This is a genomic window from Prosthecobacter sp. (genome assembly GCF_020439865.1).
Classification (GTDB): Bacteria; Verrucomicrobiota; Verrucomicrobiia; order Verrucomicrobiales; family Verrucomicrobiaceae; genus Prosthecobacter.
Genome location: NZ_JAGRPF010000064.1, coordinates 1 through 23,407, shown reverse-complemented (window position 1 = coordinate 23,407; position 23,407 = coordinate 1). Strand labels below are relative to the sequence as shown.

Below are 23,407 nucleotides of genomic sequence, written 5' to 3'. Positions count from 1 at the left end.
TTCAAAGCACGAAACGTGCAGGATTCCAGCGCGGAAATGGCGAATGACATCTCATTGCTTGCACTCCTTCAGCGCGCGTGTTCGATGCGCCGCCCATGAAGTCTGTCATAGCCATCTCACCCGGAGAACTCGCCATCCTCGACACGCCGAAGCCGAAAACGGGGCCGTATCAGGCGCTGGTGCGCACGGAGTGCGCCTGCCTTTGCAACCGCACGGACTCCGAATTGCTCGCCGGCAAGTTCCCCGGCATGGAGGACAAGTTTCCTTTCGCTCTCGGACACGAGAGCGTGGGCATCGTCGTGGAGATCGGTGAGAAGGTGAAAAACTTCAAGGCGGGAGACCGCGTCGTCGGCGGACTGGTCTTTGATCTGCAGCAAGAGGGCGTGGATTCAGGCTGGGGCGGATTTGGCGAGTTTACGCTGGCGAATGACCACGATGCAATGGTTGCCGACGGGGTGGCGGACGAAGCTCATGGCTGGGTCGAGGTGTTCGAGATTCAAACCCGTGTCGATGCCGATATTCCACCCGAACAAGCCGTACTGCTGTGCACTTGGCGCGAGGTTTTGGGAGCGTTTCGTGATTTCCATCTTCAGCCTGGCGACGACGTGCTCATCTTCGGTGCGGGGCCGGTTGGTTTGAGCTTCGTGAAGCTTGGGCGGTTGTTCGGACTTGGCTGGATCGGCATCGTCGATCGTCATCCTGACAAGCAGGACAGAGCGCTCGCCTTTGGGGCCAATGCGGCCTTTGCACCGGGTGATGTGGAGATCGGTGAACTCGCCAGCATTCGCGGGAGAAAGCTTGATGCCGTCATCGATGCCGTGGGGCATCCCGACATCGTGCACAAGGGGCTGCCGCTGCTGCGCCGAGGTGGATCGCACTGCATCTACGGCGTGCTGACGCATGGCGTGCTGCACATCGACAAATCGAAGGCGGATTTCAATTTCAACCTCTTCGTCCACCAGTGGCCCACACGACGCTACGAGAAGGAATCGCAGGCCGCTCTCTGCCAGTGGATCCGTGAGGGCAAACTCACCTCCGCCGACTTCATCACGCATCGTTTTCCTCTGGATCGCATCGCTGATGCATTTCAGGCGGTGAGCGAGCGCAAGGTGATCAAGGCGCTGTTGGAGTACCCTTGAGAAATATTCGAGCAACGCGTCTTCTTGCTGGCAAAGTGTGGCATGATCCCCAGAAGTCTGCTGCGCGCTGCGGTCAGGACGGCTCTGCCGTTTCTCGACTGGCGTGTTCCGGTGAGCCTGCTGCGCGGGCGTGATCGCGTTTCCGGCGGGGAGGTGGTGCTGTTGTCTGCCGGACGGGCCCGCCGGACGGGCTTCATCACCGGACGCTTTTTTGCAGACAGACCGGAGACTCTCAGGACGGTTAGTGTTCCCGTCTGGAGGCTTCAGGTGTTGCTGGACTCCTGGCAGCAGGAGGCGGACCTGACTGTGGCCGCGATCGACCGCATCTCCTCTCGTTTGTTTTTGAGCAAGGGATGGCTCACGGTGCCCATGTGGGTTGGGAGTTCCATGGGTGTTCCCGATGACTTGTGGTCCTTTGCGCGATCACATGGCGACGCCATGAACGACATCCGCCGAGTTCGGACCAAGGGGCTGGAGGCTGAACTCAGCCGCTCTGATGAAGACTTCGACCTCTTCTATGACAGGTTTTATGTTCCACATCTTGAGAGGCGTCTAGGCGAGGCTGCGAACCTCAATCCCCGGTGGATCCTGCGCCTTGTGCTCAAGCAAGGCATGATCCTTTGGATGAAACAGAGGGGAGACCGGATTTCTGGTGACCTGATCACCGTGAGCGGGAAGCAAATGACGGCCGTGGTGAATGGAGTGCTGGACGGGAGGGACGAACTGCTTCGTGAAGGGGCTTTGTCCGGTCTCTACGTGCATCGAATCTTGCAGGCACAAAAGCTTCACTGCAGTGAGATCCGAATGGGCGGCAGTCGTCCGTCGTTGCACGACGGGGTCTTCCGCTACAAGAGCAAGTGGGCTGATGCACTCTATTTACACCAGGGGTTGGTCTCGATGAACTACGTTCAACTGCTTCGGTGGAACCGTCTGGTGGGGCCGGTGGCGGATTTTCTGAGTCACACCTCGCTCATTCACCATGACCATGACGGATTCTCGGCTCTGTGGGTCTTTCCCAAACATCTCCCGCTGACCGTCGAGAATCTCCAGCGCGAACATCACAGGCTCAATGCCGCGGGATTGCGCCGCTTTCGCATCTTGGTGGAATCGGAACCGCCTGCGGATCACGGACTGCCCGAGGAAGTTCGCCTGATTCCGCTGAACGCGCTGGAGCTCTTCAAAGGCACTCTCATTGCACGTGATGTCACGGAGCAAATCGGGCAGTGACGCCTTGGATTTGCGCAGCCACATCAGTGCCGCGTTTTTTTCCCATCACGCACATGGCTGTCGCGAGCGCATCACTGGTGGTGGCGTCGGGGGCGATGACGGAGCAGGCGATACGCTCGGTGAGGCCGAGACCGGTTTTGGGTGAGACGATGTGCGAGTAGCGCACACCATCGATCTCGGTGAATTGGTAGAGGTCACCCGAAGTTGAGACGGCGCAGTTGTGGAGACGAACCGTGACGAGGTCTTCCTCGGGCGAGGGTTTGGTGAACTGACGGAGCTTGATGTCCCAGGCGTCGGTGCCGGGCGGAGGGTCACCGATGGCAATGTCTCCGCCGGCGATGACGAGGGCGCGGGCGAGGCCGAGATCTCGCAGGACGCGCAGGGCGGCATCTGCGGCGTAACCTTTGGCGATACCGCCGAGATCGAGGAGCATGCCGGGCTTGAGGAGAGTGATGGTGTGCGCGTTGGCATCGAGCTGCACGGCGCGCCAGTCGGTGGCGGCGAGGGCCTGCTGGAGGCGGTCGGCAGGCGGGAGTTTTTTCAGGCGGCGGGTGCGGCGCCAGAGGTGGGAGAGATTGCCACAGGTGATGTCGAAGGCGCCATCAGTGAGGCGTGAGAGTTCGAGAGCGCGGGTGATGATGGTGAAGAGATCGTCACTGGCTCGGAAGGGGAGGTGGGGGCCCGTGTTGACGAGTCGCATGAGCTCGCTGTTGGGCTCATAGTCGGAGCAGACGGCATTGAGAGCGGCGATGCGCTTGAAGGCGGCATCGGCGGCGGCTTCCGCCTGCTCTTTGGATTCCGCGTGCAGGCTGATGCGAAAAGTGGTGGCCATGAGTGGCGCGGAAAAATCAAAGCGCTCCAAGGCCTGCGCCGGAAGGGCGCAGATGCAGAGGAGGAAAACGATGCCTGCGGAATGCACGGAAGAAAGTGTTGGACCACCACAGAAGACATGGGGGCACGGAGTTTTCAATCCGTCATCTGTGGGATGAGATCAGAGCGCTCGTGTTACCAGGCCGGTTCGGCGTGGAGGGCGTCGGCGAGATCATGCGAGGGCGTGGAGACCGGGCGGATGCGAGTCGTGATGGGCTTGGCGAGATTCTGGCTGGCCGCACGCACGAAAGGTATGGCGTCGATGTTTTGGCAGCGCACGAGAAGAACGCGACGCTGCGGCATGCCATGAAGATAGATGGCACCGCCTTCGTGCTGTTGGATGATTTCCAAACAATCTCCGCTGCCTGAGCGGCGACCGAGTTCGGCCGCGGCGGAAAGGGTGGCATGGGCGAGAACCAAAACGGCGGCAGTAGGCGGTTCGACATCGCCGATGCAGTCGAGAAGGCGTCCGGCGTCGTCGGCGATGGCGGCCTGAAGAACGCCGGGGATCGATTTGATTTGACTGAGATTCATGGGGGAATTGTTCAGGCTGCGAGCGCCTCAGTGGGCAGTTCGTTCGGAGCGTCCTCGGGCGAAGTGCGGAGACGGAACTGATGAAGTACGGCCTGCGAGATGGCGTTGAGCGTGGCGAGGACGTTGCGGCCGGTGCGGGCGTCGGATTCGAAGCTGAGGAAGGGCGTGGGACGGTTGTTGAAGAGGTATTCGAGATACTCGACAGGAGCGGCGTTTGGCAGGTCACGCTTGTTGTATTGCAGAACGATGGGCAAGCGATCGATCGAACTCCCGTTCATTCGCAGATTTGCCTCGAGGCTTTGCAACGACTGCAGATTGTCACGCTGGCGGTCCATCTGCGAGTCGGCGACGAAGACGACGCCGTCGGCTTGTCTCAAGACGAGCTGCAGGGTGGCATTGTAGGTGACCTGTCCGGGAACGGTGTAGAGATGGAAGGTGGTTTTATAGCCGGGAAGGGCATCCGCTTCGATCGCGAGGAAGTCAAAGAACAGGGTGCGGTCCTGCGCCGTTGAAAGCGAGACAAGATCACTGCACCCGTTCGGATCAAGCTTGGCGTGGATCTGCTGGAGGTTGGAAGTCTTGCCGCTCAGCGGAGTGCCGCAATAGACGATCTTGAAGCTGACGGTATGGTCATCGTGATTGATGCTGGGCATGGTAAATGGAAGGGACTAATCCCGGTTGACGACTGACGAACGAACCATGCCGAGGCATGCTTCATCCGAGCATCCGGGCGAGTTCGCGGGAGATGAGGGTGATCTTGTCACGCAGACCGTTGGAGGGCTCTTCGTCGTGCAAGACCCCGACGATGGTTTCTCCAGGAAAGCAGAAGGTGAGCAGACGGCCGCCGGCGTTGAGTGTGAACGTTTCGGCGCCGTCGATGCCGATCAACGGGGCGAGTCCGCGCAACTGGCGGGCGATGTCGGGTGCCTGGCGCTGGAATTCTGTGGCGTCCGGTTTGGATGAATTGGCATGGCTGAGCACATGAGAGCCATGCAGGCAGACACAGGCGCTGAGACCTGGCTGCAGGGCCAGAAGCTCTGCGACACGAGGAGCGGTTAGGTTTTCTTCAGTGCCAAGCAGCGCACGCAGCAGGAGCTGATCGGTCTGAGTATCGAGCGGAGCCAGGCCAAGGAAGGAATGCTTCACGGCCGCCATTTTCACCGGAGGCGCAGCCTGGGACGCTGGCGCAGGGGCTGGTGCAACTTGCCTTGGTTCAGGCTTGGGCTGCGGTGCCGGCTCGGCAAAAGCAGGGGCAACGGGAGTCTGTGCACCGAACAGGCTGCGAGTGGCCGGCTTGTTGGCAGGGGAAGGAGGTGCAAACGAAGGGATTTCCTCCAGAGCGGGAGCAAACGACGGCGTGGGCTGAAACAGCGGACGTTCAGCGGGAGGCGGCGCGCTCGCGAATGGCTTGATCTCAGGAGCCTGTGGGAAGGAGGTGGATGGCTGAGACGGGGTCTGTCCCAGCAGCTGGGCGCTGCTGAGGCCGGCTTCCATTGGAGCTCTTTGCTGCTGCTGCGAATCCGTGGACGACGAGGCAAACGGATCAAAGGGCTTCGAGGTTGGTGCCAACGGAGATGAAGGCTGGCCGACACCGGCCGGAGGTTGTGCTCCAAAGGGTTGAAACGCTCCTGCGATCGGTTGCATTGGCGCAGACTGCGGCGTGGCAGGCTGCCCCGCAGCGGAGAATAGAGACTGCGTCACTGGCGATGGCTGCGGCCTTGGCGGTTCGATGGCAGACGGAGGCGTGAACGCGAATGGCGATGGTGCCTCCGTCGGCGTTGCAGAAACAAATGCAGGCGCAGGCGACGGAGCTTCAGCCGGCTGCATTTGAGCAAACGGATTCAACGCGATGCCAGACAGTGGTGCCAGCGGAGAGGAAGTAGCGGCCTGTGCCGGAGGCTCCGCCTTCGCGATGGCGGGAGAAGCGAATACCGAGAGCGGGCTTTGCGGCGGTTGGGGGGGGGGGGGCGAAGGAACGCTGGTCGGCGCTGCGGGTGCGGTGAAGATGGCCGCAGGAGATGGTTCCAGCCTGCTGACCTGACCTGCAGCGGCTCCAGGTTGAATGACGAAAGCGTTGTTCTGCGGTGCGACCTGACGCGGGGTCGAGTCGGCAGGGGGGGGGCTTCCCAAAGGAGTCTGTGCGGCGGGTGTCGCCGACATGTTAGTGAGCGAATGAAAGACTTCATTCTGCGGGAGCTTCACTCGGAAGTCGCGTTTTGCGCTGGAGAGCGTGTTGCGGAAGCCGATGTCGGACACGCCGTCAATCAGCGCGCCGAGTTCCAGAACGATGCTGCCAGAAGCAATCTGTTCGTTCAAGACACTCGCAGGAACACTCGTAGTGATCCATGCCGGCAGCGTTCCCGGGTTGAAGCCAAGCTCTTCAATGCTGTAGCCATTCAGTACCGCAGCAAAGCCCAACTTTGCCATGCCTGACGCCGATGATGCACTGCCCTGAGCCACAGGCGGCGACGAGATGGGCATGGGAGGCTGCTGAGGGGCTGCGAACCCAGATGCGGGCGTGGGTGCAGACGGGGCGGCTGACTCCTGCATTGCGGCCACGAAGGGTGACCCAAACGGCATGGCTGGTGCGCCTTCGCGCATGTCCGTCGGAGTTGGAGCTCGTTCTTGCGACTTGGGGGTGAACAAACTCGAGATGGATTCCTGCGGCGGAACTGGGGCGGCTGGCGCGGGCGCGGCAAATGGCGACGGACTTTCTAATGTCGCTGGAGAGAAGGGGGATGCCGTTGGAGGTGGCGAAGCCGGGGACGTGGGCTTTTGTGAGATGCCAAACGGTGAGCCATCGGCGCCCGCTCCCAAGGAGAAGGGCGATGCGGGCGGGGGCGGCGGGGGCGGCGGAGCGGCTGATTGCTGCGGAGGCTGCGCCATGGAAAATGGGCTGGCAGCAGGAGCTTCCGGGGGAGCCGATTGGATGGAAAATGGAGAGGGAGCAGGCACTGGTGACTCCGGAGAGCTAAAACTGGGCGATGCGGCTGCAAAGGGACTCATGGGGAACGCCTGCGCAGGAGGGGCGGTCGATTCTGCCGCAGGCTGGGCCATCTGGAATGGCGAGGCGGCAGGTGGGGCGGCCGGCTTTGCATTTTGAGAGATTGCGAAAGGGGAGGGTGCGGAACTGGGGGCTTCGGGAGCAGGAGCAGAAGACTGTCCCTCTCGTGCCTGCGCAATCAGTCCCGGAAGTTTTGTCGCTGGCAGCGCCACCAGACGTGGATCCTGGGGGGAAATGGGCACCTGGAAAAGCGCCGGACAGACACGATACAACTCAAACACCGGCAGCGCCGCCTGACCGCTGCGCAGGGCGTTTTCCAGCAGGGCGGGAGGCAGGGACAGGGGCTGCTCCGCAGGCAGGGCTCCGGCGCGAACTACTTCGGGTGGCAGTTGATTGATCACATCCCCCACCGTGAGAGGGGCGTTCGTGGGCGTTGCTCCAGCGACGCTGAACGGGGACATTCCCATGGCTGAATTGATCGGCGGTGCGCTGGTTGATTCATTGCCTGCGATTTTGAACAACGGGTTGCCCCCGATTTGAAAAGGGGAGGGACCAGACGAAGGCTGCAATGTGGGAGAGGCTTGCATGGGCGGGAGACTGTTGGAGGACGTGCCAGCCATGCCCTGAGGATGTGCCCTCGCGAAGTGTTGCGGTGTGCCTGGCCCTGGTTCATCAGAACCGGGGCCACGTTGGAACAAACTTCGGAACGAAAAACTCATCGGAGGATGAAGCGGCCCGACTCAGCAAAGTAGCAGGCCTGTGTGAAAAATCTAGTTTTTATAAACAAATACTCCGACATCTGCATTAATTAACCGATGTTAAATATTGAAGCCCGATAGTTCAAGATTTTTTCACGGGTTTTCATTCTTCTAAATGCTTGCTCAGCAGCACTGAGGCCATGCCTTGTCACCCGCGGTGATTTCTGCGCGAAAATTTCTGCATCAAGCCGATCGTGGACACTCATCACAAGGCTTCTCGACAAATGAATTTCAAACAGCATGAATTTTCTCTTGCGGAATCACACATTGAAAGCACTATCCCCGCCCGCTCAACCCGAGCACAAGACCCCTTCGTCTAGCGGTTAGGACACATCCCTTTCACGGATGCGACACGAGTTCGATTCTCGTAGGGGTCGCCACTTCTTTTTTGAGTGCGACCAGATGCAAAAAAGAAGCTCCGCTGGACACCGGCAAAGTCGCCCGCTAAACGAGCATCATGTCCTCATCAGGCGGCAAACTTTTCATCACAGGTCATCAAGGTCTCGTCGGGCGCGCATTGCTGCGCCACTACGCGAGCAGGCCGGAATGGCAGATCGTCACACGCACACGGGCGGAACTCGATTTGCGCGACCAGCATGCGACGGACGCGTTCTTTGCAGCAGAAAAGCCGGACCAGGTGATCCTCGCCGCGGCAACGGTCGGCGGCATCAAGGCCAGCTACACGCACCCGGTGGATTTCCTCCTCAACAATTTGCAGATCCAAAACAGCGTCCTGTCCGCCGCGCACCGCTACGACACGAAGAAACTTCTCTTCTTGGGCAGCACCTGCATCTATCCCAAGGTCGTCGAGATGCCCATCCGTGAAGACAGTTTGCTCACTGGCCCGATGGAAAGCACCAACGAACCCTACGGGGTTGCCAAGATCGCAGGCATCAAACTCTGTCAGGGCTATCGTCATCAGCATGGTCGCGATTACATCTGTGGCATGCCCGCCAATCTCTACGGTCCCTTCGACAACTTCGACCCCGAGCATTCGCACGTCCTGCCCTCGTTGATTCGTCGTTTCCACGAGGCGAAGCTGCAAAACGCTCCGAGCGTCACCCTCTGGGGCAGCGGCAGTCCCAAGCGCGAATTCCTCTTTGTGGACGACCTCGCCTCGGCCTGCGCTTTCCTCCTCGAGAACTACAGCAGCGCGGACATCATCAACATCGGCTGCGGCTGGGAGATCAGCATTCGCGAAGCCGCGAAGATCATTCGTGAAATCATCGGTTACGAGGGCGAAATCGAGTGGGACACAACGCAGCCCGACGGCAATCCGCGCCGTCTGCTCGACATCAGCCGCATGGAAAAACTCGGCTGGAAGGCGAAGACCGATTTCCGCGAAGGCGTGGCCAGCACCTACCGGTGGTTCTTGGACAATCGAGCCACTGCCCGCGTCTGAAGACGAGGCATGAAGTCCGGCTGGACACGTCCTTGCTTCAATGCCAATTGAGCAAATGGCAATTCAGGCCTTCCGACCCGTCCTCATCACTCGCAACACCTGCCGCATCTGCGGCTCCCACAGCCTCACGCCCGTCGTCAGTCTCGGAGATCAATTCATCGGCGGCGTCCTCGCCAGCGAAGATGGCAGCGCGCTCATCAAACGCAAAGTCCCGCTCGATCTCGTGCGCTGCGACCCTTCCCAGGATGAAAATGCCTGCGGCCTCGTGCAGATGCGTCATTCCGTGCCGCCGAAGGTGCTCTACCACCGTTACTACTACGAGTCCGGCATCAACCAGTCGATGATCGACAACCTCACGGGCATCACCCAGCTCGTCGAAGAAACGGTGAAGCTCAAAGCGAAGGACATCGTGCTCGACATCGGCTGCAACGACGGCACGCTGCTCTCGAGCTACCAGACGCAGGGCCTCCGCCACATCGGCATCGATCCTTCCGACGTTGCGCTCAAAGCACGGGCCAAAGGCTTCGAAGTGGTGAACGACTTCTTCTCCGCCCGCGCCTTCAAGAGCATTCATGCCACGGAAAAGGCCCGCGTTGTCACCAGCATCTCCATGTTTTACGACTTGGAGAATCCGCACGCCTTTGTGCAGGACATCGCCGACGTGCTCGCCACCGACGGCATCTGGATTCTTGAGCAGAGCTACCTGCCGGCGATGCTCGACATCAACAGCTTCGATACCATCTGCCACGAGCATTTGGAATATTACTCGCTCGCCGTGCTGGAGCGCCTGTTCGGCGATCACGGACTGGAAGTCATCGACGTGCATCTCAATGACGTGAACGGCGGCAGCTTCCGACTCGTCGTTGCCAACGCCGGCCAGGTCAAACCGAGCGCCGAAGCCGCCGCACGCGTGCAGGAACTGCGCATCCGCGAGTTCGAAATGGCGCTCGACTCCGATGCGCCCTACGCCGTCTTCCGCAACAACATCGAACGCATTCGCACCGATCTCGGAGCGTTCCTCCGGAAGGCAAAGGCCGAGGGCAAGCTCGTCCACGGTTATGGCGCCTCGACGAAGGGCAGCACCACGCTGCAGTATTGCAACGTCACGCCTGATCTTGTTCCTGCCATCGCCGACCGCAATCCGGTGAAGTGGGGCAAGTACACCATCGGCACGCAGATCAAGATCATCTCCGAGGAGGAATCCCGCGCCGCGAAGCCGGACTACTACCTTGTCCTGCCCTGGCACTTCATGCCGGAGTTCCTCACCCGCGAGACGGAGTTCCTCGCCCGTGGCGGCAAGTTCGTCGTCCCGATGCCGCAGGTTCATCTCGTCGGTTGAATCACCGCCCGTGCTTGCTCGTCTAGGTCACTGCCATGGACGACAAGCCCGAGCCAATGACGAACCGCAGCGCGCTGCGTCGTCTGCTCCTGTTCGCACGCGGCCACTGGCGCATCGCCGCGTGGCAGTTTGCGCTCGCGGTCGCCGGCACTTCGCTCATTTTCGTTTTTCCCGGCGTGGTGCGATGGTTCATGGATGAAATCATTCCGCAGAAGCGCACCGATCTCATCTGGCAGGCCGGAGGTCTGGCCATCCTCGCGTTCACCGTGCGCGAGGCACTGTTCTACTTTCGCACGCGGGTGAACTGCACTTTCGAGCAGCGCATGATCACCGATCTGCGCGGCCGGTTGCATCGCAAGATCGAACTCCTGCCGCTGCGCTGGTTCGATCATCAAAGCACCGGTGACATTCTCACCAAGCTCGCCGACGACGTCCCCGCCACGCAGCGCGTCATCCTCGAAGGCATCGAGCAGGGACTCACCGCGCTGCTGCAAATCGTCATCACCGCCATCGTCATGCTTGTGGCCGACACGAAGCTCGCGCTGCTCGTTCTCATTCCCACTCCGTTCATTGCCGCCGGCGGCTGGATTTACTCACGCTGGGTGTCTCCGCGAGCCACCGCCGCACGCGAGGCCACCAGTGCGCTCAATGCAACATTGCACGACACCATCACTGGCATCCGGCAAATCAAGAGCTTCACCGCCGAGGAAATGCGGCAGTGGAAATTTCTCGCCGCCAGCGAACGCCTCAAGGAGAAGCAGACGCGTCTCATGGCCGCCTGGGCCTTCTACGCGCCTTCCATGACGTTGCTGGGCAATGCGGGGCTCGTCCTGCTGCTGATGGCCGGCTCATGGTGGTGTGTCAGCGGTCACATGACGCCCGGCCAGTTGATGCAGTTCATCCTGCTCGTCGGATTCCTCTACGAACCCATCGCCCGTCTCCACGGCGTCAATCAAACCCTTCTCAACGGCCTCTCCGCCGCCAAGCGCGTGTTTGCCATCCTCGATCGCGAAACCGAGGAGGACCTCGATTCTGGCAGAGAGCTCGCGCAGATCCGTGGCGAGATCGAGTTTCGCTCCGTCTCCTTTGCCTATCGCGACGACAAGCCCGTGCTGCACGAGATCTCGCTCACCGCGAAGCGTCATCAAACCGTCGCGATTGTCGGTGCCACCGGCTCGGGCAAGAGCACGCTCTTCCAGCTCCTCACCCGCTTCTACGATCCGCAGAGCGGCTCTATCACGCTCGACGGCGTTGCATTGACCGACCTCAGCAAGCGCTCCCTGCGCATGTCTCTTGCCTACGTCACGCAGGAGTCCTTCCTCTTCGCCGGAACCGTGCGCGACAATCTCCTCCTCGGCAAACCGTCCGCCACAGACGATGAACTCTGGACCGCCCTGCGCGACGCCTGCGCGGAAGATTTTGTCAAACGTCTGCCCGAGGGCCTCGATGCCGAAGTCGGTGAGCGCGGCGTCCTCCTCAGCGGCGGCGAGCGCCAGCGCCTCGCCCTTGCCCGCGCGTTCCTCAAAGACGCACCGATTCTGCTGCTCGATGAAGCCACGTCATCCGTGGATGTGAAGTCCGAGCATCTCATTCAAACGGCACTCGTCCGGCTCCGCGCCAACCGCACCAGCCTCGTCATTGCCCATCGCCTCAGCACCATCGTTGAGGCCGATGTCATCTACGTGCTCCATCTGGGCCGCGTCCTCGTCCACGGCACCCACGCCGAACTTCTCCAGTCCTCCGCCTACTACCGCGAACTTACCGCTCTCGCGTTCGACCAAGGCGAGGGACCATCCTGAGCTCTTTGAGAGCGGAGCCTTCTGGCAGGTTATCGCGACAGTTTTCCCTTGTCGCGAAGACTGCCCGCGTGGTAATCCAACGGATATGAACAACAGACTCGCTCTTTGGATCGCGGCACTTTTCATTGTTGGTACGGCCGCCCGTGCTGCTGATGCGGATCTTGAGCGCTTGAAGCAGTCCTACCAAGATGCCTCCGCTCGTGCATTGGCCCCGATCAATGCCACGTATGAAAAGGAGCTGTTGAAGCTGCTCGAGCAGCGCACAAAGGCCGGTCAGTTGGCCGAGGCCATTGAAGTGAAGGAAGAGATTGAGAGGCTCACCGGCAGGGCGATCAAGGATACCTCGGGCTCGCCCATCCAGCCGGGCAAGCCCCCTTTGGAGAAGCTCTTCGTCGGCAAGTCGTGGCGCACTTCTCTTGGGACGTCGTTCGAGTTCAAAAAGGGCGGATCGGGCACTCGACAACTGGGATCGGACAAAAAGGCCATCGTCTGGAGGATCGTCGGCCCCGACATGGTCGAAGTAAGCGGTCAGAAAAACGATTCTGGCGTCGTCGAGACCTGGTTCTTCAAGTTCCTCGACAAAGGCGAGGGGTACATTGGCGGCAGTAGGGACAAAATCGATGGCAAGCTCAAGCCCGAATGAGCCGGGCACGATTGCGTCTTGCCGCTGGATTTGACGAGCCCCAACAAAAACGCCTGACCGCTTTCACGATCAGGCGCCTTGTTTGAATCAATTCGATCGCAGAACTCAGTTCGCGCGGCCGAGGTAGGTGCCGTCTTCGGTCTTGATACTGATCTTGTCACCGGGGCCGATGAAGAGGGGGACCTGCACGCGCATGCCGGATTCCGTCGTGGCTTCCTTGTACACGTTGTTGGCGGAGTCACCCTTCACGCCCGCAGGGCTGTCGGTGATCGTCATGATGATGTTCGCGGGCAGTTCGATGCCGGCGACGACGTCGTCGGCGAACACCACGAGGTACTTCTGGCCTTCGATGAGGTAGCCGCGGGTCTTGGCATCCAGCTTGTCCTCGCCGATGAGCACGTCTTCAAATGTCTCAGGGTGGATGAAGTGGTAGCCGTCGCCATCCTTGTAGCTGAATTCATGGCTGTCGCGCACGAGGTTCACGGACTCGAGCGACTCGTTGGAGGTCATGCGCAGGTTGTACATCTTGCCGATGGTGATGCTGCGGACGGACATCTGGACGAACGAGGCCATGCGCGGCGGCGTCTTGAGTTCGGTGTCGGTGACGACGCACACGTCGTTGTTGTAGCGGACGGCGTGGCCTTTGCGGAGATTGATGACGGGGGTGGCTGGCATAAGAGCGTGCTTCCTTGGCGAGTTTGCAGCGCTTTGCAAGCCCCGGTTCACAGCCGGGCCGGGGGCTTCGGGGGAGTCCTCGTTTCCGTCCTCTGGGGCGTTCTCGACCGCGCAGGCATTCAGGTGAAGAGGAATCGAGGAGCGGTGAGACGACCGGAAGCCGTGGCCGGGCGCAGTCCGGGGCCGGCCTCAGGCGTTGTGTTGTTCCGGCTTCAGCCGGTCTGGAGGGGGTGGCGTGGAATGGCAACGGGGAGCGCCAGCCGCCCCGTCTCATCAGGGCGCCGCCTTCGGATGGCAGGTGTTGTGTCGTACCGGCTCTAGCGGGTTCGGAAGGATGTCGGGGGAGATTCGCTCGGAGCAGGGGGCGGCCGGAGGCTGTCGATCTAGGGCTGTGAACAACTCCGTCGGAGCTCTCTGCCCGCCTGGGTCTGCGCAGCCGTCCTGAGTGAGCCGAGAGGGAAGTGCGGGCCCCCCAAGTGGAGGCATTAAGTAACGCAATCTCAGTATTGCCGAGGTGGAGCGGACGCAACTCAACCCCGGTGCGGCACGGCGGCCTCACTTTGTGTCGCGGCGGCTGCTTCCAGGACTTGTTCCCCGTCGTTCGCTCCCCGCCATTGGCGTGATGGCCGTTTGAGGTTGGATTAAATGTAACGGTTTAAAGTGATTAAATACACTGCTTTAAACAGGGCAATAACGAGTTTCGACCGTTGCCAAAGGGCGGCTTTAATGAGTGTGTATAAATGGTGTTAAAGTTTTGAAGGACAGAGAAAAAGATTGGGTAAACAAAGCATTGGCATGATTCAACAATGAGGCTGGTGTGACCCTGAGATCGGCAGGAGATGGAAGGGGCCTTTTTGAATTAGATTCAGCCGAGCCGATGGAGTGCTGGAGACACCTGGAGTGGGGAGGAGAAGGAGCGAAAGACTTGTTCACCGAGGTTGCTTGCCGTCTAAATGTAACGCTTGAATAAGTGCTTTCGAGTGGCGCGTGCCGGGCAGGTCGGGTGAATCTAGGAGCAGGGACCTCGGGGCATCGGCGCTGACGGAGTGGAGCGCCTGCGGCTTGAAAAGATGATGAGTTTGTAACGCTTGGAGCGATCCTTTCTGAGGCCTGAAGCCTGACTGGTCGGGTGCCTTGGGCCGGTCAGAGTGCGGACGGAGTGCTGTTCTACGACTCCGCTGGACGCCGGTCGGCGACCGGGAACTGATGCTCACGGCGAATGGCGGCGCGGTGACGGGGCGCTGAGGGAACGTGGAGCCGGAGACGGGGAGACTCCAAGGCCTGGAGATTGGGATCCGGCGCTCAGGGCTTGGGCAGCATGGCGAGGATGAGGAGCACTTTGGAGAGCTTCATGCCGAGCCGGATGGCGATGATTTCAGGAGACTTGCCGTTGGCGGAGAGGCGCCAGACTTCTTTCTCACGTGGGGTGGGCGGGGTGGGGGTGTCGCTGGGATTCATGGGGGAGGAACGGGATCTCCGTTGAGACAGCGCCAGCGGGCCCGGCGTTCAGACAGGCCTTTTGAAGGTGGGGAGGCGTCATGCTGGATGTCTTCGTACCTCCCGATTCGGGGTGGGCGCAGATGGGCGGCGAAAAGGGGCGAATGGGTGCGTTTAGTTGCTTCCCAACATGAGACGTTCCCTCCTTCTATCCCTCCTCGCCGCGACAGTCCTTCCCGCCCAGGCCCAGCTCAGCCCGAACGGTGCCACGGCCTCTTTTAAAGGCAGCCTGCCACCGAAACCGACGGCGGCGCTGTCGGCCGAACAGGAGGCGGGGATCGCCAAGGAACTGGCGGCGGTGACGAAGGCGTTTGCGTCAGTGAAGAAGCACCCGCGCGCGGCGGACGCGGACATCTTCATCAAGGCGGTGCGTTACGCGCTGGAGTTTGACGAGTGGTATGACAAGAAGCCCGAGGACGGCGTGAAGAAGGCCACCGCGCTGCTCGATGAGGCGAAGAAGCGCATCGCATCGCTCAAGAAGAACGAGACGTCGTGGATGAACGGCAGCGGGCCGAAGGTGCTGGGCTTTTACTCGAAGATCGACGACTCGCCGCAGCCCTATGGCGTGGAGATTCCGGAAGGTTTGGAGTTTGGCGCGGGGAAGAAGCCGGTGCCGATGTGGATCTGGCTGCACGGCCGCGGGGACACGAGCACGGACCTGAGCTTTGTGTATGGCAAGCTGATGGCGAAGAAGCCGGGGCAGTTTCAGCCGGCGGGCACGATCGTGATTCATCCCTTTGGGCGTTACTGCAACGGCTGGAAAAGCGCGGGGGAGACGGATGTGTTCGAGTGCCGGGATGACGCGACGAAGCGCTTCAACGTGGACACCAACCGCGTGGCGCTGGCGGGTTTCAGCATGGGCGGGGCAGGGGCGTGGCATCTCGGCGCGCACTATGCGGACCAGTGGGCCTGCGTGCACACGGGCGCGGGCTTTGCCGATGTGAAGCGCTATCAGAAGCTCACGCCGGACAAGTATCCCGTGTGGTATGAGCAGACGCTGTGGGGCGTGTATGACGTGCCGGATTACGCGCGCAATTTCATGAACGTGCCGCTCATCAGCTACAGCGGCGAGATCGACGCCCAGCGCGACAGCGCGGAGTACATGATGGAGGTGCTGGCGAAGGAAGGAATCAAGCCGCCGCATCTCATCGGTCCCGGCATGGGGCACAAGTATCATCCGGAGGTCATCAAGGAGGTGCAGGCATGGATCGAGAAGGCCGTCGCGAAAGGACGCGAGCTGTTTCCCGACGAGGTGCACGTGCAGACGAAGACGCCTTTCTACGGGCGCATGAAGTGGGTGAATCTGCACGGCATGGAGGAGAGCTGGAAGGACGCGCGGATCGACGCGCGGGTCGTGGACGGCGGCACCATCGAGATGAAGACGAGCAACGTGACGCGCATCGTGTTTTACCCGCCGCCGCAGGCGCGAAAGGGCGGCGACAAGCTGAAGCTGATCATCGACGGCACCGAGCTGCAGCTCACGGCGGGACCGGAGGCGCCGAAGTTCGAGACCTTCATGAGCCCGGGGCCGAAGGTGGCGAACGCCTTCTGCCGTCTCATCAAGGAGAACGGCGCGTGGCGTGACTTTGGCAATGCGGTGCCGTTTCAGCATGAAGGCCCCGAGGGCGGCAAGGCGGGCGCGCATCCCGGACCGATGGATGCGAGCTTTCTGAAGCGCTTCGTCGTCGTGCTGCCGGATGGCGAGTCGTCCTCCCCGGCGGTGGACGCCTGGGTGAAGGCCGAGTCCGCGCATTTCCTTCAGCGCTGGCGGGGGCTGATGCGTGGCGACGCACGCGTGGTGCAGGCGTCGGACATCGCCGATGTGTTTGAAGCCGGCAAGACGCAGAGCCTCATCCTCTGGGGCACGCCGGAGTCGAACTCCTGCATCAGGCAGCTGGTCAAATCGCTGCCGGTGGAATGGAGCGCGGCGAAGGTGGGCATCGGTGCGCAGTCATTTGATGCGAAGACGCACGTGCCGCTGCTGACCTATCCCTGCCTGAAGTCGATGGGTTTTGAAGCCGTGATCAATTCCGGCCTCACCTTCCGCGAGGCGCATGACCGCACGAACTCGCTGCAGAATCCCAAGCTGCCCGACTGGGCGATCCTGGACATCACGCAGCCGCCGAGCGCCGAAACGGCGGGCAAGGTGGTCGCCGCGGACTTCTTTGACGACCACTGGCAGGTGAAGAAGCCCTGAGATGCGGGTGCGGGGCGCAGGGGGCAGCCCCGCACAAGAGGCTCGACCCGGGGGCCGTCGTGTGGTTGAATGGGCGGGTCATCACCCCGCCACGATCATGGACACTCCCCCTCCCATTCCCAATGCCGTGATTCCTCCGCCTCCTCCTGCATCCCCGCCGAAGCGCAGCGCGGGCCAGTGGGTGCTCATCGGCTGCGGCGGCTGTCTGTCGCTGACGATCCTCGGCGTGCTTTGCTTTGCCGGATTCTTCTGGATGGTGATGGGCACGATCAAGAGCACGGACGTTTATAAGGAAGCCTACAAGCAGGCGCAGAACTCACCGCAGGTGCAGTCGGCGCTCGGCACGCCCGTCGAGGCCGGCTGGATGTTTCAGGGATCGGTGAACTACAAGAACGGCGCGGGCACCGCCGAGTTCAACGTGCCGCTCTCGGGTCCCAAAGGCGAAGGCACCCTCGTGGCCAAGGCCGACAAAAAGACCGGCGAGCCCTGGCAATACTCCGTGCTCGAGGTGCAGATCCCCGGCCAGGCCGCCATCGATCTCAAGGCTCCCCCGCAGCCCGCGCCGTGAGGCGCCGGTGAATCCCGGCCCCTTAAACCCGCGAGGTTCCTTGTTCGATAGTCAAACTCCGCCGCCAGTTCGCCTGCGGAACACCCGGAAGCCCACGGAAACCTCCGCGTCACACTCCGCACGCCCTGTTGAGGACGAGCAGGAGAACGAGGACGATTGGTCAGCCAGTGGCAAACCGCCCCCGTTTCCCGTCCTGGTTCACAGGAGACAACCGAAGGCAGCGAAGCATCAAGAATCATTCCTTCCCCTGGCAGATGATGTGCCCGCGTTCCTTGCCCGGCAACGCGCCGTGCTGGAAGACGTGGAGGATGTGGTAGCTCATGCCTGAAACTTACCACGCCTGTCAAAAAACTGCGGCAGGGAGTCTCAGGCGGCGCCCGGTTTCACCAGCACTTCGAGCTGCGCTTGCAGCTTCGGCAGCGCATTCTGCGTCACATCCCACACGATCGCCAGGTCCACCCCGGTGTAGTCATGCACGATGCGGTTGCGCATCCCGGCCATCTGCTGCCAGGGCAGCGCCGCATGTGCCTGCTTGAAGTCCTCCGGCACCTGCTTGGATGCCTCGCCGATGATCTCCACATTGCGCACCACCGCGTCACAGGTGCGCTCATCCGCCAGGAAGGCGTCGTAATCCATCCCCGCCACATAGCGCTGGATGCGGGAGATGGACTCCAGCATGTCCGCGATCAGCAGGCTCGTGTCACGCTTCGACATCGATCGCCTCCTGCTCGATGATCTGCTTGAGCGCGGGTTTCAGCGCGCGGCGGGAGACCAGGTCCACCTTCCGGCCCAGGGCCGCCTCCAGCCGCTCCGCCAGCGTCACAAACTCCAGGCCGATGCTGCCGTCCACATCCACCAGGATGTCCACATCACTCTGCGGCCCGGCCTCCCCGCGCGCGGTGGAGCCGAACAAGGCCATGCCATGCAGCGGAAACTCCTGGCGCAGCCCCGGCAGCAGGGCGCGCAAGGAGCCGAGCACAGACTGAGTTTGCGGAGTGACCATCGGCATGAACTTAGATTAACGTCTGGACCGCTGCTGTGCAACGACCGCCTTGGCAAGCCCCTCCAGCGGCATCGTGCGCGGTTTAGCATCGTCCTTCTCTTGACGGGTGATGTGCCCGCGTTCCTTGCCTAGCCACGCTCCGTGCTCGAGGTGCAGATCCCCGGTCAGGCCGCCATCGATCTCAAGGCTCCCCCGCAGCCTGCGCCGTGAGGCGCCGGTGGATCCCGTCCCTTCATCCTGCGTGAGCCCTGATTTTTTTCACGTCGTTCGCGAATGGGCTCTTGCGCGGGGCCCGGCGGGCACGCTTGCGCATGAGTTCGCTCTCGCAGCAGCGCTCAAAGAGGGGAGGGCAACGCTCCTGCGCTGCCGAAGTGGGAAACGCAGGCGCGTTTGTCTCCTCGCTTGGGATGGTTAAAATCGCGCTCAGCGCCGCCGGCGCGCATTCGGCTTCTTGAACACCCAGACCAGAATGTTCACCAACAGCGCCAGGCCGACCACGCTGGCGACGGCAGGATGTTGGATCACGGAATCAATGATCAGCTTGAACGGGTCAGCATGGGCAGGCAGGGCGGCGAAGATCATGTATCAAATCTCCGCACCGCCTTTTCCGCTGTCACCATTTTTTCCTTCCATTGTTTAAGACGCGTTTTTCAGAAGCGCGGCGGGCGCAGGGCCTGACTTGACTCATCGTCCCTAGACTCATCGTCCAAGGTGGCTGGCATGTCCTCCCGCCACCGTGCCCTCGATCAGTTCGGGCAAAACGTCCGAAAACAACGCGCCGAAAAAGGCCTTTCCCAAGAAGCGCTCGCCGACAAGGCGGACCTCGATTCCACCTACATCAGTGGCATTGAGCGTGGCGTTCGGAATCCGAGTCTGCTGAGCATCGTTCGGATCGCCAAGGCGCTGGGAACCGATTCAGGCAGCCTCTTCCAGGGGGTGAAGGCGTGAATCTTTCCGTTCTAGAGCTTTGTGCAGGCGGTGGTGGTCAGGCGCTTGGCTTTGAGATGGCGGGCTTTGATCATGCAGCGGTCGTGGAATACGAAGAGAAGTTTTGTGGGACACTGCGTGGAAATCGGCCCGAGTGGAAAGTCCATCATAAGGACATCAGGGAGTTCAGCGGCGGAGCTTACCGTGGAGTTGATTTGATCACGGCGGGAGTTCCGTGTCCTCCATTTAGTGTTGCAGGCAAGCAACTCGGATCAAATGACGAGCGTGATATGTTTCCTGCTGCGCTTGAGATCATAGCGAGCGCAAAACCTCGGGCGATCATGTTCGAAAATGTGCCCGGTCTCGCTGCGGCGAAGTTTGCCGAATATCGCGATGATCTGTTTCAAAAAATCAGAGAGCTTGGTTATGAGCCCGAAGGCCGATTGATCCAATCAGCCGATTATGGGGTTCCGCAGCTTCGACCACGTTTCATCATTATCGGCATGGCAATCGCTGACTGGAACCGGTTTGCATGGCCGATCCCAACATTGGACGCCAAATCAGTTGGTGAAACTTTGGTTGATCTCATGGGAGCTGAAGGCTGGAAAGGCGCTAAAGCCTGGGCCAAACGAGCCAATGTAATTGCTCCCACACTGGTGGGAGGATCGCGTCTGCATGGCGGCCCCGACCTTGGGCCCACGAGAGCCAAGGCCCAGTGGAGGACGCTGGGAGTTGACGGAATGGGGATAGCGAACAGTGCTCCACCGGCGGATGCCCCTAAGGACTTCATACCCAAGCTCACGCTACGTATGGCAGCCCGGATTCAAAGCTTCCCTGACTACTGGGAGTTCTTTGGAGGAAAGACGGCTGCCTATAGGCAGATCGGCAATGCATTTCCGCCGAAGGTTGCTCAGGCTTTTGGGCTGGCGATTCGTGCCGCTCTGAAAGGTGAAAAGCCGGTAACTTGGGATTCAGCGGATCAAATGCGGCTTTTGGAGAAGCCGAAGGCATATAAACACAAACGAATGAAAGCGGCCAAATGACCACAACCCAGAAATCAATCATCCAGGCGGCCCGTGCTCAGTTTCTTGCTTCCCTTTTGCAGGCAGATTTGAGTGTGGACAAAGACGGCGTGCCCAGCATCGCAGATCGGGGAAGCGCGATTTCGAAAAGTATTGCGAGTTCTCTTATCGCAAGACTTGGAAAAGCTCTGACGGCGGAGAAGAACAGCGGACAATCAGCGGGGAAAGGTTTTGAGATAGCCGTTGCAGACTTTTTGCGGACCACATTCCTGGCATTGGGACATTTGCGTCCTGGAAGTTGGGATGTTTTGCATGGCTCCGAGCGCTCGCTGGTGCGCATTTCAAACTTCCAGCAATATAACCATTTGTTAAGGTTGGCAGAGAAGACAAAGACAGACCCTGATCTCCGTGCAGTCCTCGGTGGCGAATATTTCATTGAACCAGATGTCGTTGTTGTTCGGCATGCTGAGCCTGATTCTGTGATTAATCAGCCGGGAGCGATTGTGGATGACCAAGTGTCGCTTCTGAGTCCGCTGAGGAAAAGCAATGTCTCGTCTGCGCCAGGCAAGTTTCTGCATGCAAGTATATCCTGTAAATGGACTATTCGAAGTGACCGCGCTCAAAATGCCAGAACAGAGGCTCTCAATTTGATTCGGAACCGCAATGGCCACGTTCCACATATTGTGGCGATCACTGCCGAGCCAATGCCCAAACGTATTGCGTCAATAGCGCAAGGGACAAGCGATCTAGACTGTGTGTATCATATCGCATTGCCTGAGCTTCGGGAGGCTGTCAGTGAAAGCATGGAAGGTCGCCGGAGTGAACAGGATCAAGACTTGGAAATGCTGATCGCTGGCAAGCGTCTTCGGGATATTTCAGACTTGCCGTTAGATTTGGCAATATGAGCTGTCTTGAAGATTGCAGGCAGGCTGCTCACTGCTTCAAAAACTTCGCCCGATGTGCTGCGATGAATGCGAGGTCAGGCAGGACCGAGTCGTCCGGCAGGTCCAAAACCTGGCCTTGATACGCGGCGAAGTTTTCCTTCACGGCTCGCTGCGACATCTCATCGCGAAGCCGTTTCGATAGAAGCAGGCGCAGATTGTCATCGAACGAGATCAGATAACGGTCAAATGCCGCATCATGAAGGCGCGAGAGGCAGAGGCCGTTGCGCACATTCAGTCGCTCACTGGCATGGGTGCTCCAAGGAAGGATGTGAGATGCGATGAGAAGTTCGCGAATGCTCAGCGAAGTGACGCCGCAGTGTCCGCCAAAGTTGTTCAGGACCGCGTTGCGGAAATAGTCCTGACCGAGCCGGATGTTGACCGAGCCCGTGGTCGTGGTGGGGCCGGAGGGCGGCGGTTTGGTGATGCGGATGCCCTGCTTGGGAAGCACTTCGATTTCAGACTCCGGTCCCGCCTTCATCAGCTTGCGCAGGGCTTCCTCGCTTGATGGAACTGCTTCCTCAAGATTGGCATGAAACTCGTTCCACATGTCTTCATCGAGCCTGCTGGCTCCCGACAGACCTTTGATGCCACGAAGCTTCAGGGCCGGGTCAAGCGCGGCCAGATTACAAAACTTCATCGCCACGCTGCTCGCCGTTCGCTCCAGTTTCTCGGCCAGCTTGATGATGGTCGGATTGCCTTTGTGCATCTGTCCGAACCGCAGCTTGTGATAAACATTCAACACGATGAGCAGCTCGTGACGGGTCCAGTTTTTTCGTGCGGCCATGCCAGGAAACTAGAACGCCCATTCGTTCGTGGGAAGTCATGAGTTTTGAAATCGATCAACCCGATCCCGCCGCTGTCTTTGCATGCGCTGTGTCTTTGCGTGATGCCTGCGAGCAGAATGCGGAGCGTCATGGCATCAACCTTAGCGAGGTCTTCCACGGTGGAGATCAATTCTGGCGAAAGGTGATGCGAATCGCGACACTTTTTGAGAACTGGGCCTGCGAGAATGTGGCTTTTGAAGCTTTGGATCATGTTTGGCCCTACCTGCTGGAGGCTAAGTTTGGCGACGCATGTCTGGCGCACGTTAACATGGACGGTCTGATCACGTTTGACGCGATGGATTGTCTCGTGGTGGCGATGGGCATGAATTTGCCGCTGTGGTATCGCGATGGGTTCAAGCTGCCGTTGGATCTGACGGCAGCGAATCCGGTGCAGGGTTCATCCTTCGTTCGGTGGCGTATTCAGACAGTGCGCAGGCTTCAAGGAGAGGAGGACATGGAGCCGATGTGCTATGGCGATGATCCGCATGACGCGGATTATGAGCCGCCCGTGCTCGCCTTGTATGGCATCGATGCCGATGGACTGCTGGAACACATCCGCGATTCGGCCACTTACGCGGAGGTCAGGTCTTTGGCATCCAATCTCGCGCCGGGGGTTGCGTTCCCGGAAAGACCGATGCTGATTCCTGCTCATGCCCGCTTGGACGAGTGAGGCACCAGCTTCGGGCAGGTTATTTTATGAATTATTCCCGTTCATTTTGCCGGTTCGGTGGATGGGGATAAGCAAATTTATACAATTGTTTGGTTCCCAAACCCTAGCCGGTTATGGCATGATTCTAAGCATGGGATCCAATCATCTCCCCGACGACGGGCCAATGCCGGTGACCAGCCGGATTGGCAAGACCCTGCGCAGGCGCCGTGAGGAACTCAAGCTCTCCCAGGAGGAGGCTGCGAGGGCGGCGGGCATCTCGCCCATGGGCCTGCACTTCATCGAGACCCAGCAGCGCTACCCGACGCTGGACACGGTGGAGCGCCTGTCCAAGGCGCTGAACAAGCCGCTGGCGGTGGTCGTGGTGG

At 60.3% G+C, this 23,407-nt stretch carries 23 protein-coding genes and 1 tRNA gene; 14 read left to right on the top strand and 10 right to left on the bottom strand.

Annotated elements, in window-relative coordinates; translation table 11 throughout:
* Nucleotides 1–95: 95 nt before the first annotated feature.
* Together KDL09_RS06340 and KDL09_RS06335 are read left to right on the top strand one after the other, a co-directional pair.
* Nucleotides 96–1,139, top strand: coding sequence for an alcohol dehydrogenase catalytic domain-containing protein (locus KDL09_RS06340; RefSeq protein ID WP_294382825.1), 1,044 nt, complete (start codon nt 96–98; stop codon nt 1,137–1,139).
* A 42-nt stretch (nt 1,140–1,181) separates the two neighbouring features.
* The gene (locus KDL09_RS06335; RefSeq protein ID WP_294382824.1) at nt 1,182–2,366 is read left to right on the top strand and encodes a hypothetical protein; all 1,185 of its coding nucleotides are present in this window, start codon (nt 1,182–1,184) and stop codon (nt 2,364–2,366) included.
* On the opposite strand, the gene KDL09_RS06330 is transcribed toward KDL09_RS06335, so the two are convergent.
* The 4 genes from KDL09_RS06330 to KDL09_RS06315 all read right to left on the bottom strand — a co-directional run bounded on the left by KDL09_RS06330 (nt 2,344) and on the right by KDL09_RS06315 (nt 6,251).
* Nucleotides 2,344–3,198, bottom strand: a complete 855-nt coding sequence (locus KDL09_RS06330) for an FAD:protein FMN transferase (RefSeq protein WP_294382821.1) — start codon at nt 3,196–3,198, stop codon at nt 2,344–2,346. The genes KDL09_RS06335 and KDL09_RS06330 overlap by 23 nt on opposite strands.
* A 173-nt stretch (nt 3,199–3,371) precedes the next feature.
* On the bottom strand, nt 3,372–3,770 hold the full coding sequence (locus KDL09_RS06325) for a roadblock/LC7 domain-containing protein (protein ID WP_294382819.1): 399 nt from the start codon (nt 3,768–3,770) through the stop codon (nt 3,372–3,374).
* Nucleotides 3,771–3,781: 11 nt separating this feature from the next.
* Nucleotides 3,782–4,423, bottom strand: coding sequence for a GTPase domain-containing protein (locus KDL09_RS06320; RefSeq protein ID WP_294382817.1), 642 nt, complete (start codon nt 4,421–4,423; stop codon nt 3,782–3,784).
* 61 nt (nt 4,424–4,484) lie between these two features.
* Nucleotides 4,485–6,251: a hypothetical protein gene (locus KDL09_RS06315; protein WP_294382816.1), complete on the bottom strand. Its 1,767-nt coding sequence runs from the start codon at nt 6,249–6,251 to the stop codon at nt 4,485–4,487.
* 1,586 nt (nt 6,252–7,837) lie between these two features.
* Here KDL09_RS06315 and KDL09_RS06310 point away from each other — a divergent pair.
* The 5 genes from KDL09_RS06310 (at nt 7,838) to KDL09_RS06290 (ending at nt 12,715) form a co-directional block, all read left to right on the top strand.
* Nucleotides 7,838–7,912: transfer RNA gene (locus KDL09_RS06310), tRNA-Glu, on the top strand.
* A gap of 77 nt (nt 7,913–7,989) precedes the next feature.
* Entirely contained in the window at nt 7,990–8,934 is a 945-nt protein-coding gene (locus tag KDL09_RS06305) for a GDP-L-fucose synthase (protein ID WP_294382814.1), read from the top strand.
* Nucleotides 8,935–8,974: 40 nt separating this feature from the next.
* Nucleotides 8,975–10,273, top strand: a complete 1,299-nt coding sequence (locus KDL09_RS06300) for a class I SAM-dependent methyltransferase (protein ID WP_294382811.1) — start codon at nt 8,975–8,977, stop codon at nt 10,271–10,273.
* A gap of 35 nt (nt 10,274–10,308) precedes the next feature.
* The gene (locus KDL09_RS06295; protein ID WP_294382810.1) at nt 10,309–12,072 is read left to right on the top strand and encodes an ABC transporter ATP-binding protein; all 1,764 of its coding nucleotides are present in this window, start codon (nt 10,309–10,311) and stop codon (nt 12,070–12,072) included.
* An 85-nt stretch (nt 12,073–12,157) separates the two neighbouring features.
* Entirely contained in the window at nt 12,158–12,715 is a 558-nt protein-coding gene (locus KDL09_RS06290; RefSeq protein ID WP_294382808.1) for a hypothetical protein, read from the top strand.
* 105 nt (nt 12,716–12,820) lie between these two features.
* Here the strand turns inward: KDL09_RS06290 and KDL09_RS06285 are convergent, their stop codons facing one another.
* Together KDL09_RS06285 and KDL09_RS06280 are read right to left on the bottom strand one after the other, a co-directional pair.
* Complete coding sequence (locus tag KDL09_RS06285) at nt 12,821–13,390, bottom strand: elongation factor P (protein ID WP_294382805.1); 570 nt, start codon at nt 13,388–13,390, stop codon at nt 12,821–12,823.
* Between the two features lie 1,302 nt (nt 13,391–14,692).
* Nucleotides 14,693–14,848, bottom strand: coding sequence for a hypothetical protein (locus tag KDL09_RS06280; protein WP_294382804.1), 156 nt, complete (start codon nt 14,846–14,848; stop codon nt 14,693–14,695).
* 169 nt (nt 14,849–15,017) lie between these two features.
* On the opposite strand from KDL09_RS06280, the gene KDL09_RS06275 reads away from it, so the two are divergent.
* Together KDL09_RS06275 and KDL09_RS06270 are read left to right on the top strand one after the other, a co-directional pair.
* On the top strand, nt 15,018–17,084 hold the full coding sequence (locus KDL09_RS06275) for a prolyl oligopeptidase family serine peptidase (RefSeq protein ID WP_294382802.1): 2,067 nt from the start codon (nt 15,018–15,020) through the stop codon (nt 17,082–17,084).
* Nucleotides 17,085–17,181: 97 nt separating this feature from the next.
* The gene (locus tag KDL09_RS06270; protein ID WP_294382800.1) at nt 17,182–17,652 is read left to right on the top strand and encodes a cytochrome c oxidase assembly factor Coa1 family protein; all 471 of its coding nucleotides are present in this window, start codon (nt 17,182–17,184) and stop codon (nt 17,650–17,652) included.
* A gap of 366 nt (nt 17,653–18,018) precedes the next feature.
* On the opposite strand, the gene KDL09_RS06265 is transcribed toward KDL09_RS06270, so the two are convergent.
* The 3 genes from KDL09_RS06265 to KDL09_RS06255 all read right to left on the bottom strand — a co-directional run bounded on the left by KDL09_RS06265 (nt 18,019) and on the right by KDL09_RS06255 (nt 19,237).
* Nucleotides 18,019–18,366: a DUF86 domain-containing protein gene (locus tag KDL09_RS06265; RefSeq protein ID WP_294382797.1), complete on the bottom strand. Its 348-nt coding sequence runs from the start codon at nt 18,364–18,366 to the stop codon at nt 18,019–18,021.
* On the bottom strand, nt 18,353–18,661 hold the full coding sequence (locus tag KDL09_RS06260; RefSeq protein ID WP_294382795.1) for a nucleotidyltransferase family protein: 309 nt from the start codon (nt 18,659–18,661) through the stop codon (nt 18,353–18,355). Before KDL09_RS06260 ends, KDL09_RS06265 begins: the two co-directional genes overlap by 14 nt.
* Nucleotides 18,662–19,078: 417 nt before the next feature.
* A complete protein-coding gene (locus KDL09_RS06255; RefSeq protein WP_294382793.1) occupies nt 19,079–19,237 on the bottom strand; it encodes a hypothetical protein in 159 nt (52 codons plus the stop codon).
* A 138-nt stretch (nt 19,238–19,375) separates the two neighbouring features.
* Between KDL09_RS06255 and KDL09_RS06250 the strand changes: the two genes are divergently transcribed.
* The 3 genes from KDL09_RS06250 to KDL09_RS06240 are packed head-to-tail and all read left to right on the top strand — an operon-like array spanning nt 19,376 to nt 21,509.
* Nucleotides 19,376–19,603 carry a helix-turn-helix transcriptional regulator gene (locus KDL09_RS06250; RefSeq protein WP_294382792.1) on the top strand — a complete coding sequence of 76 codons (228 nt, stop codon included), beginning with the start codon at nt 19,376–19,378 and terminating at the stop codon, nt 19,601–19,603.
* Complete coding sequence (gene dcm / locus KDL09_RS06245) at nt 19,600–20,625, top strand: DNA (cytosine-5-)-methyltransferase (RefSeq protein ID WP_294382789.1); 1,026 nt, start codon at nt 19,600–19,602, stop codon at nt 20,623–20,625. Before KDL09_RS06250 ends, dcm begins: the two co-directional genes overlap by 4 nt.
* Nucleotides 20,622–21,509 carry an NgoMIV family type II restriction endonuclease gene (locus KDL09_RS06240; RefSeq protein WP_294382787.1) on the top strand — a complete coding sequence of 296 codons (888 nt, stop codon included), beginning with the start codon at nt 20,622–20,624 and terminating at the stop codon, nt 21,507–21,509. Before dcm ends, KDL09_RS06240 begins: the two co-directional genes overlap by 4 nt.
* Before the next feature lie 28 nt (nt 21,510–21,537).
* On the opposite strand, the gene KDL09_RS06235 is transcribed toward KDL09_RS06240, so the two are convergent.
* Nucleotides 21,538–22,332 (bottom strand): HNH endonuclease, encoded by a 795-nt coding sequence (locus tag KDL09_RS06235; RefSeq protein WP_294382786.1) that lies wholly within the window; start codon nt 22,330–22,332, stop codon nt 21,538–21,540.
* Nucleotides 22,333–22,370: 38 nt separating this feature from the next.
* Here KDL09_RS06235 and KDL09_RS06230 point away from each other — a divergent pair, with 38 nt between their 5' ends.
* Nucleotides 22,371–23,042 carry a hypothetical protein gene (locus tag KDL09_RS06230; RefSeq protein WP_294382785.1) on the top strand — a complete coding sequence of 224 codons (672 nt, stop codon included), beginning with the start codon at nt 22,371–22,373 and terminating at the stop codon, nt 23,040–23,042.
* Nucleotides 23,043–23,172: 130 nt separating this feature from the next.
* Nucleotides 23,173–23,407, top strand: a 235-nt coding sequence (locus tag KDL09_RS06225) for a helix-turn-helix transcriptional regulator (RefSeq protein ID WP_294382783.1), incomplete at its 3' end; no start/stop codon positions are given.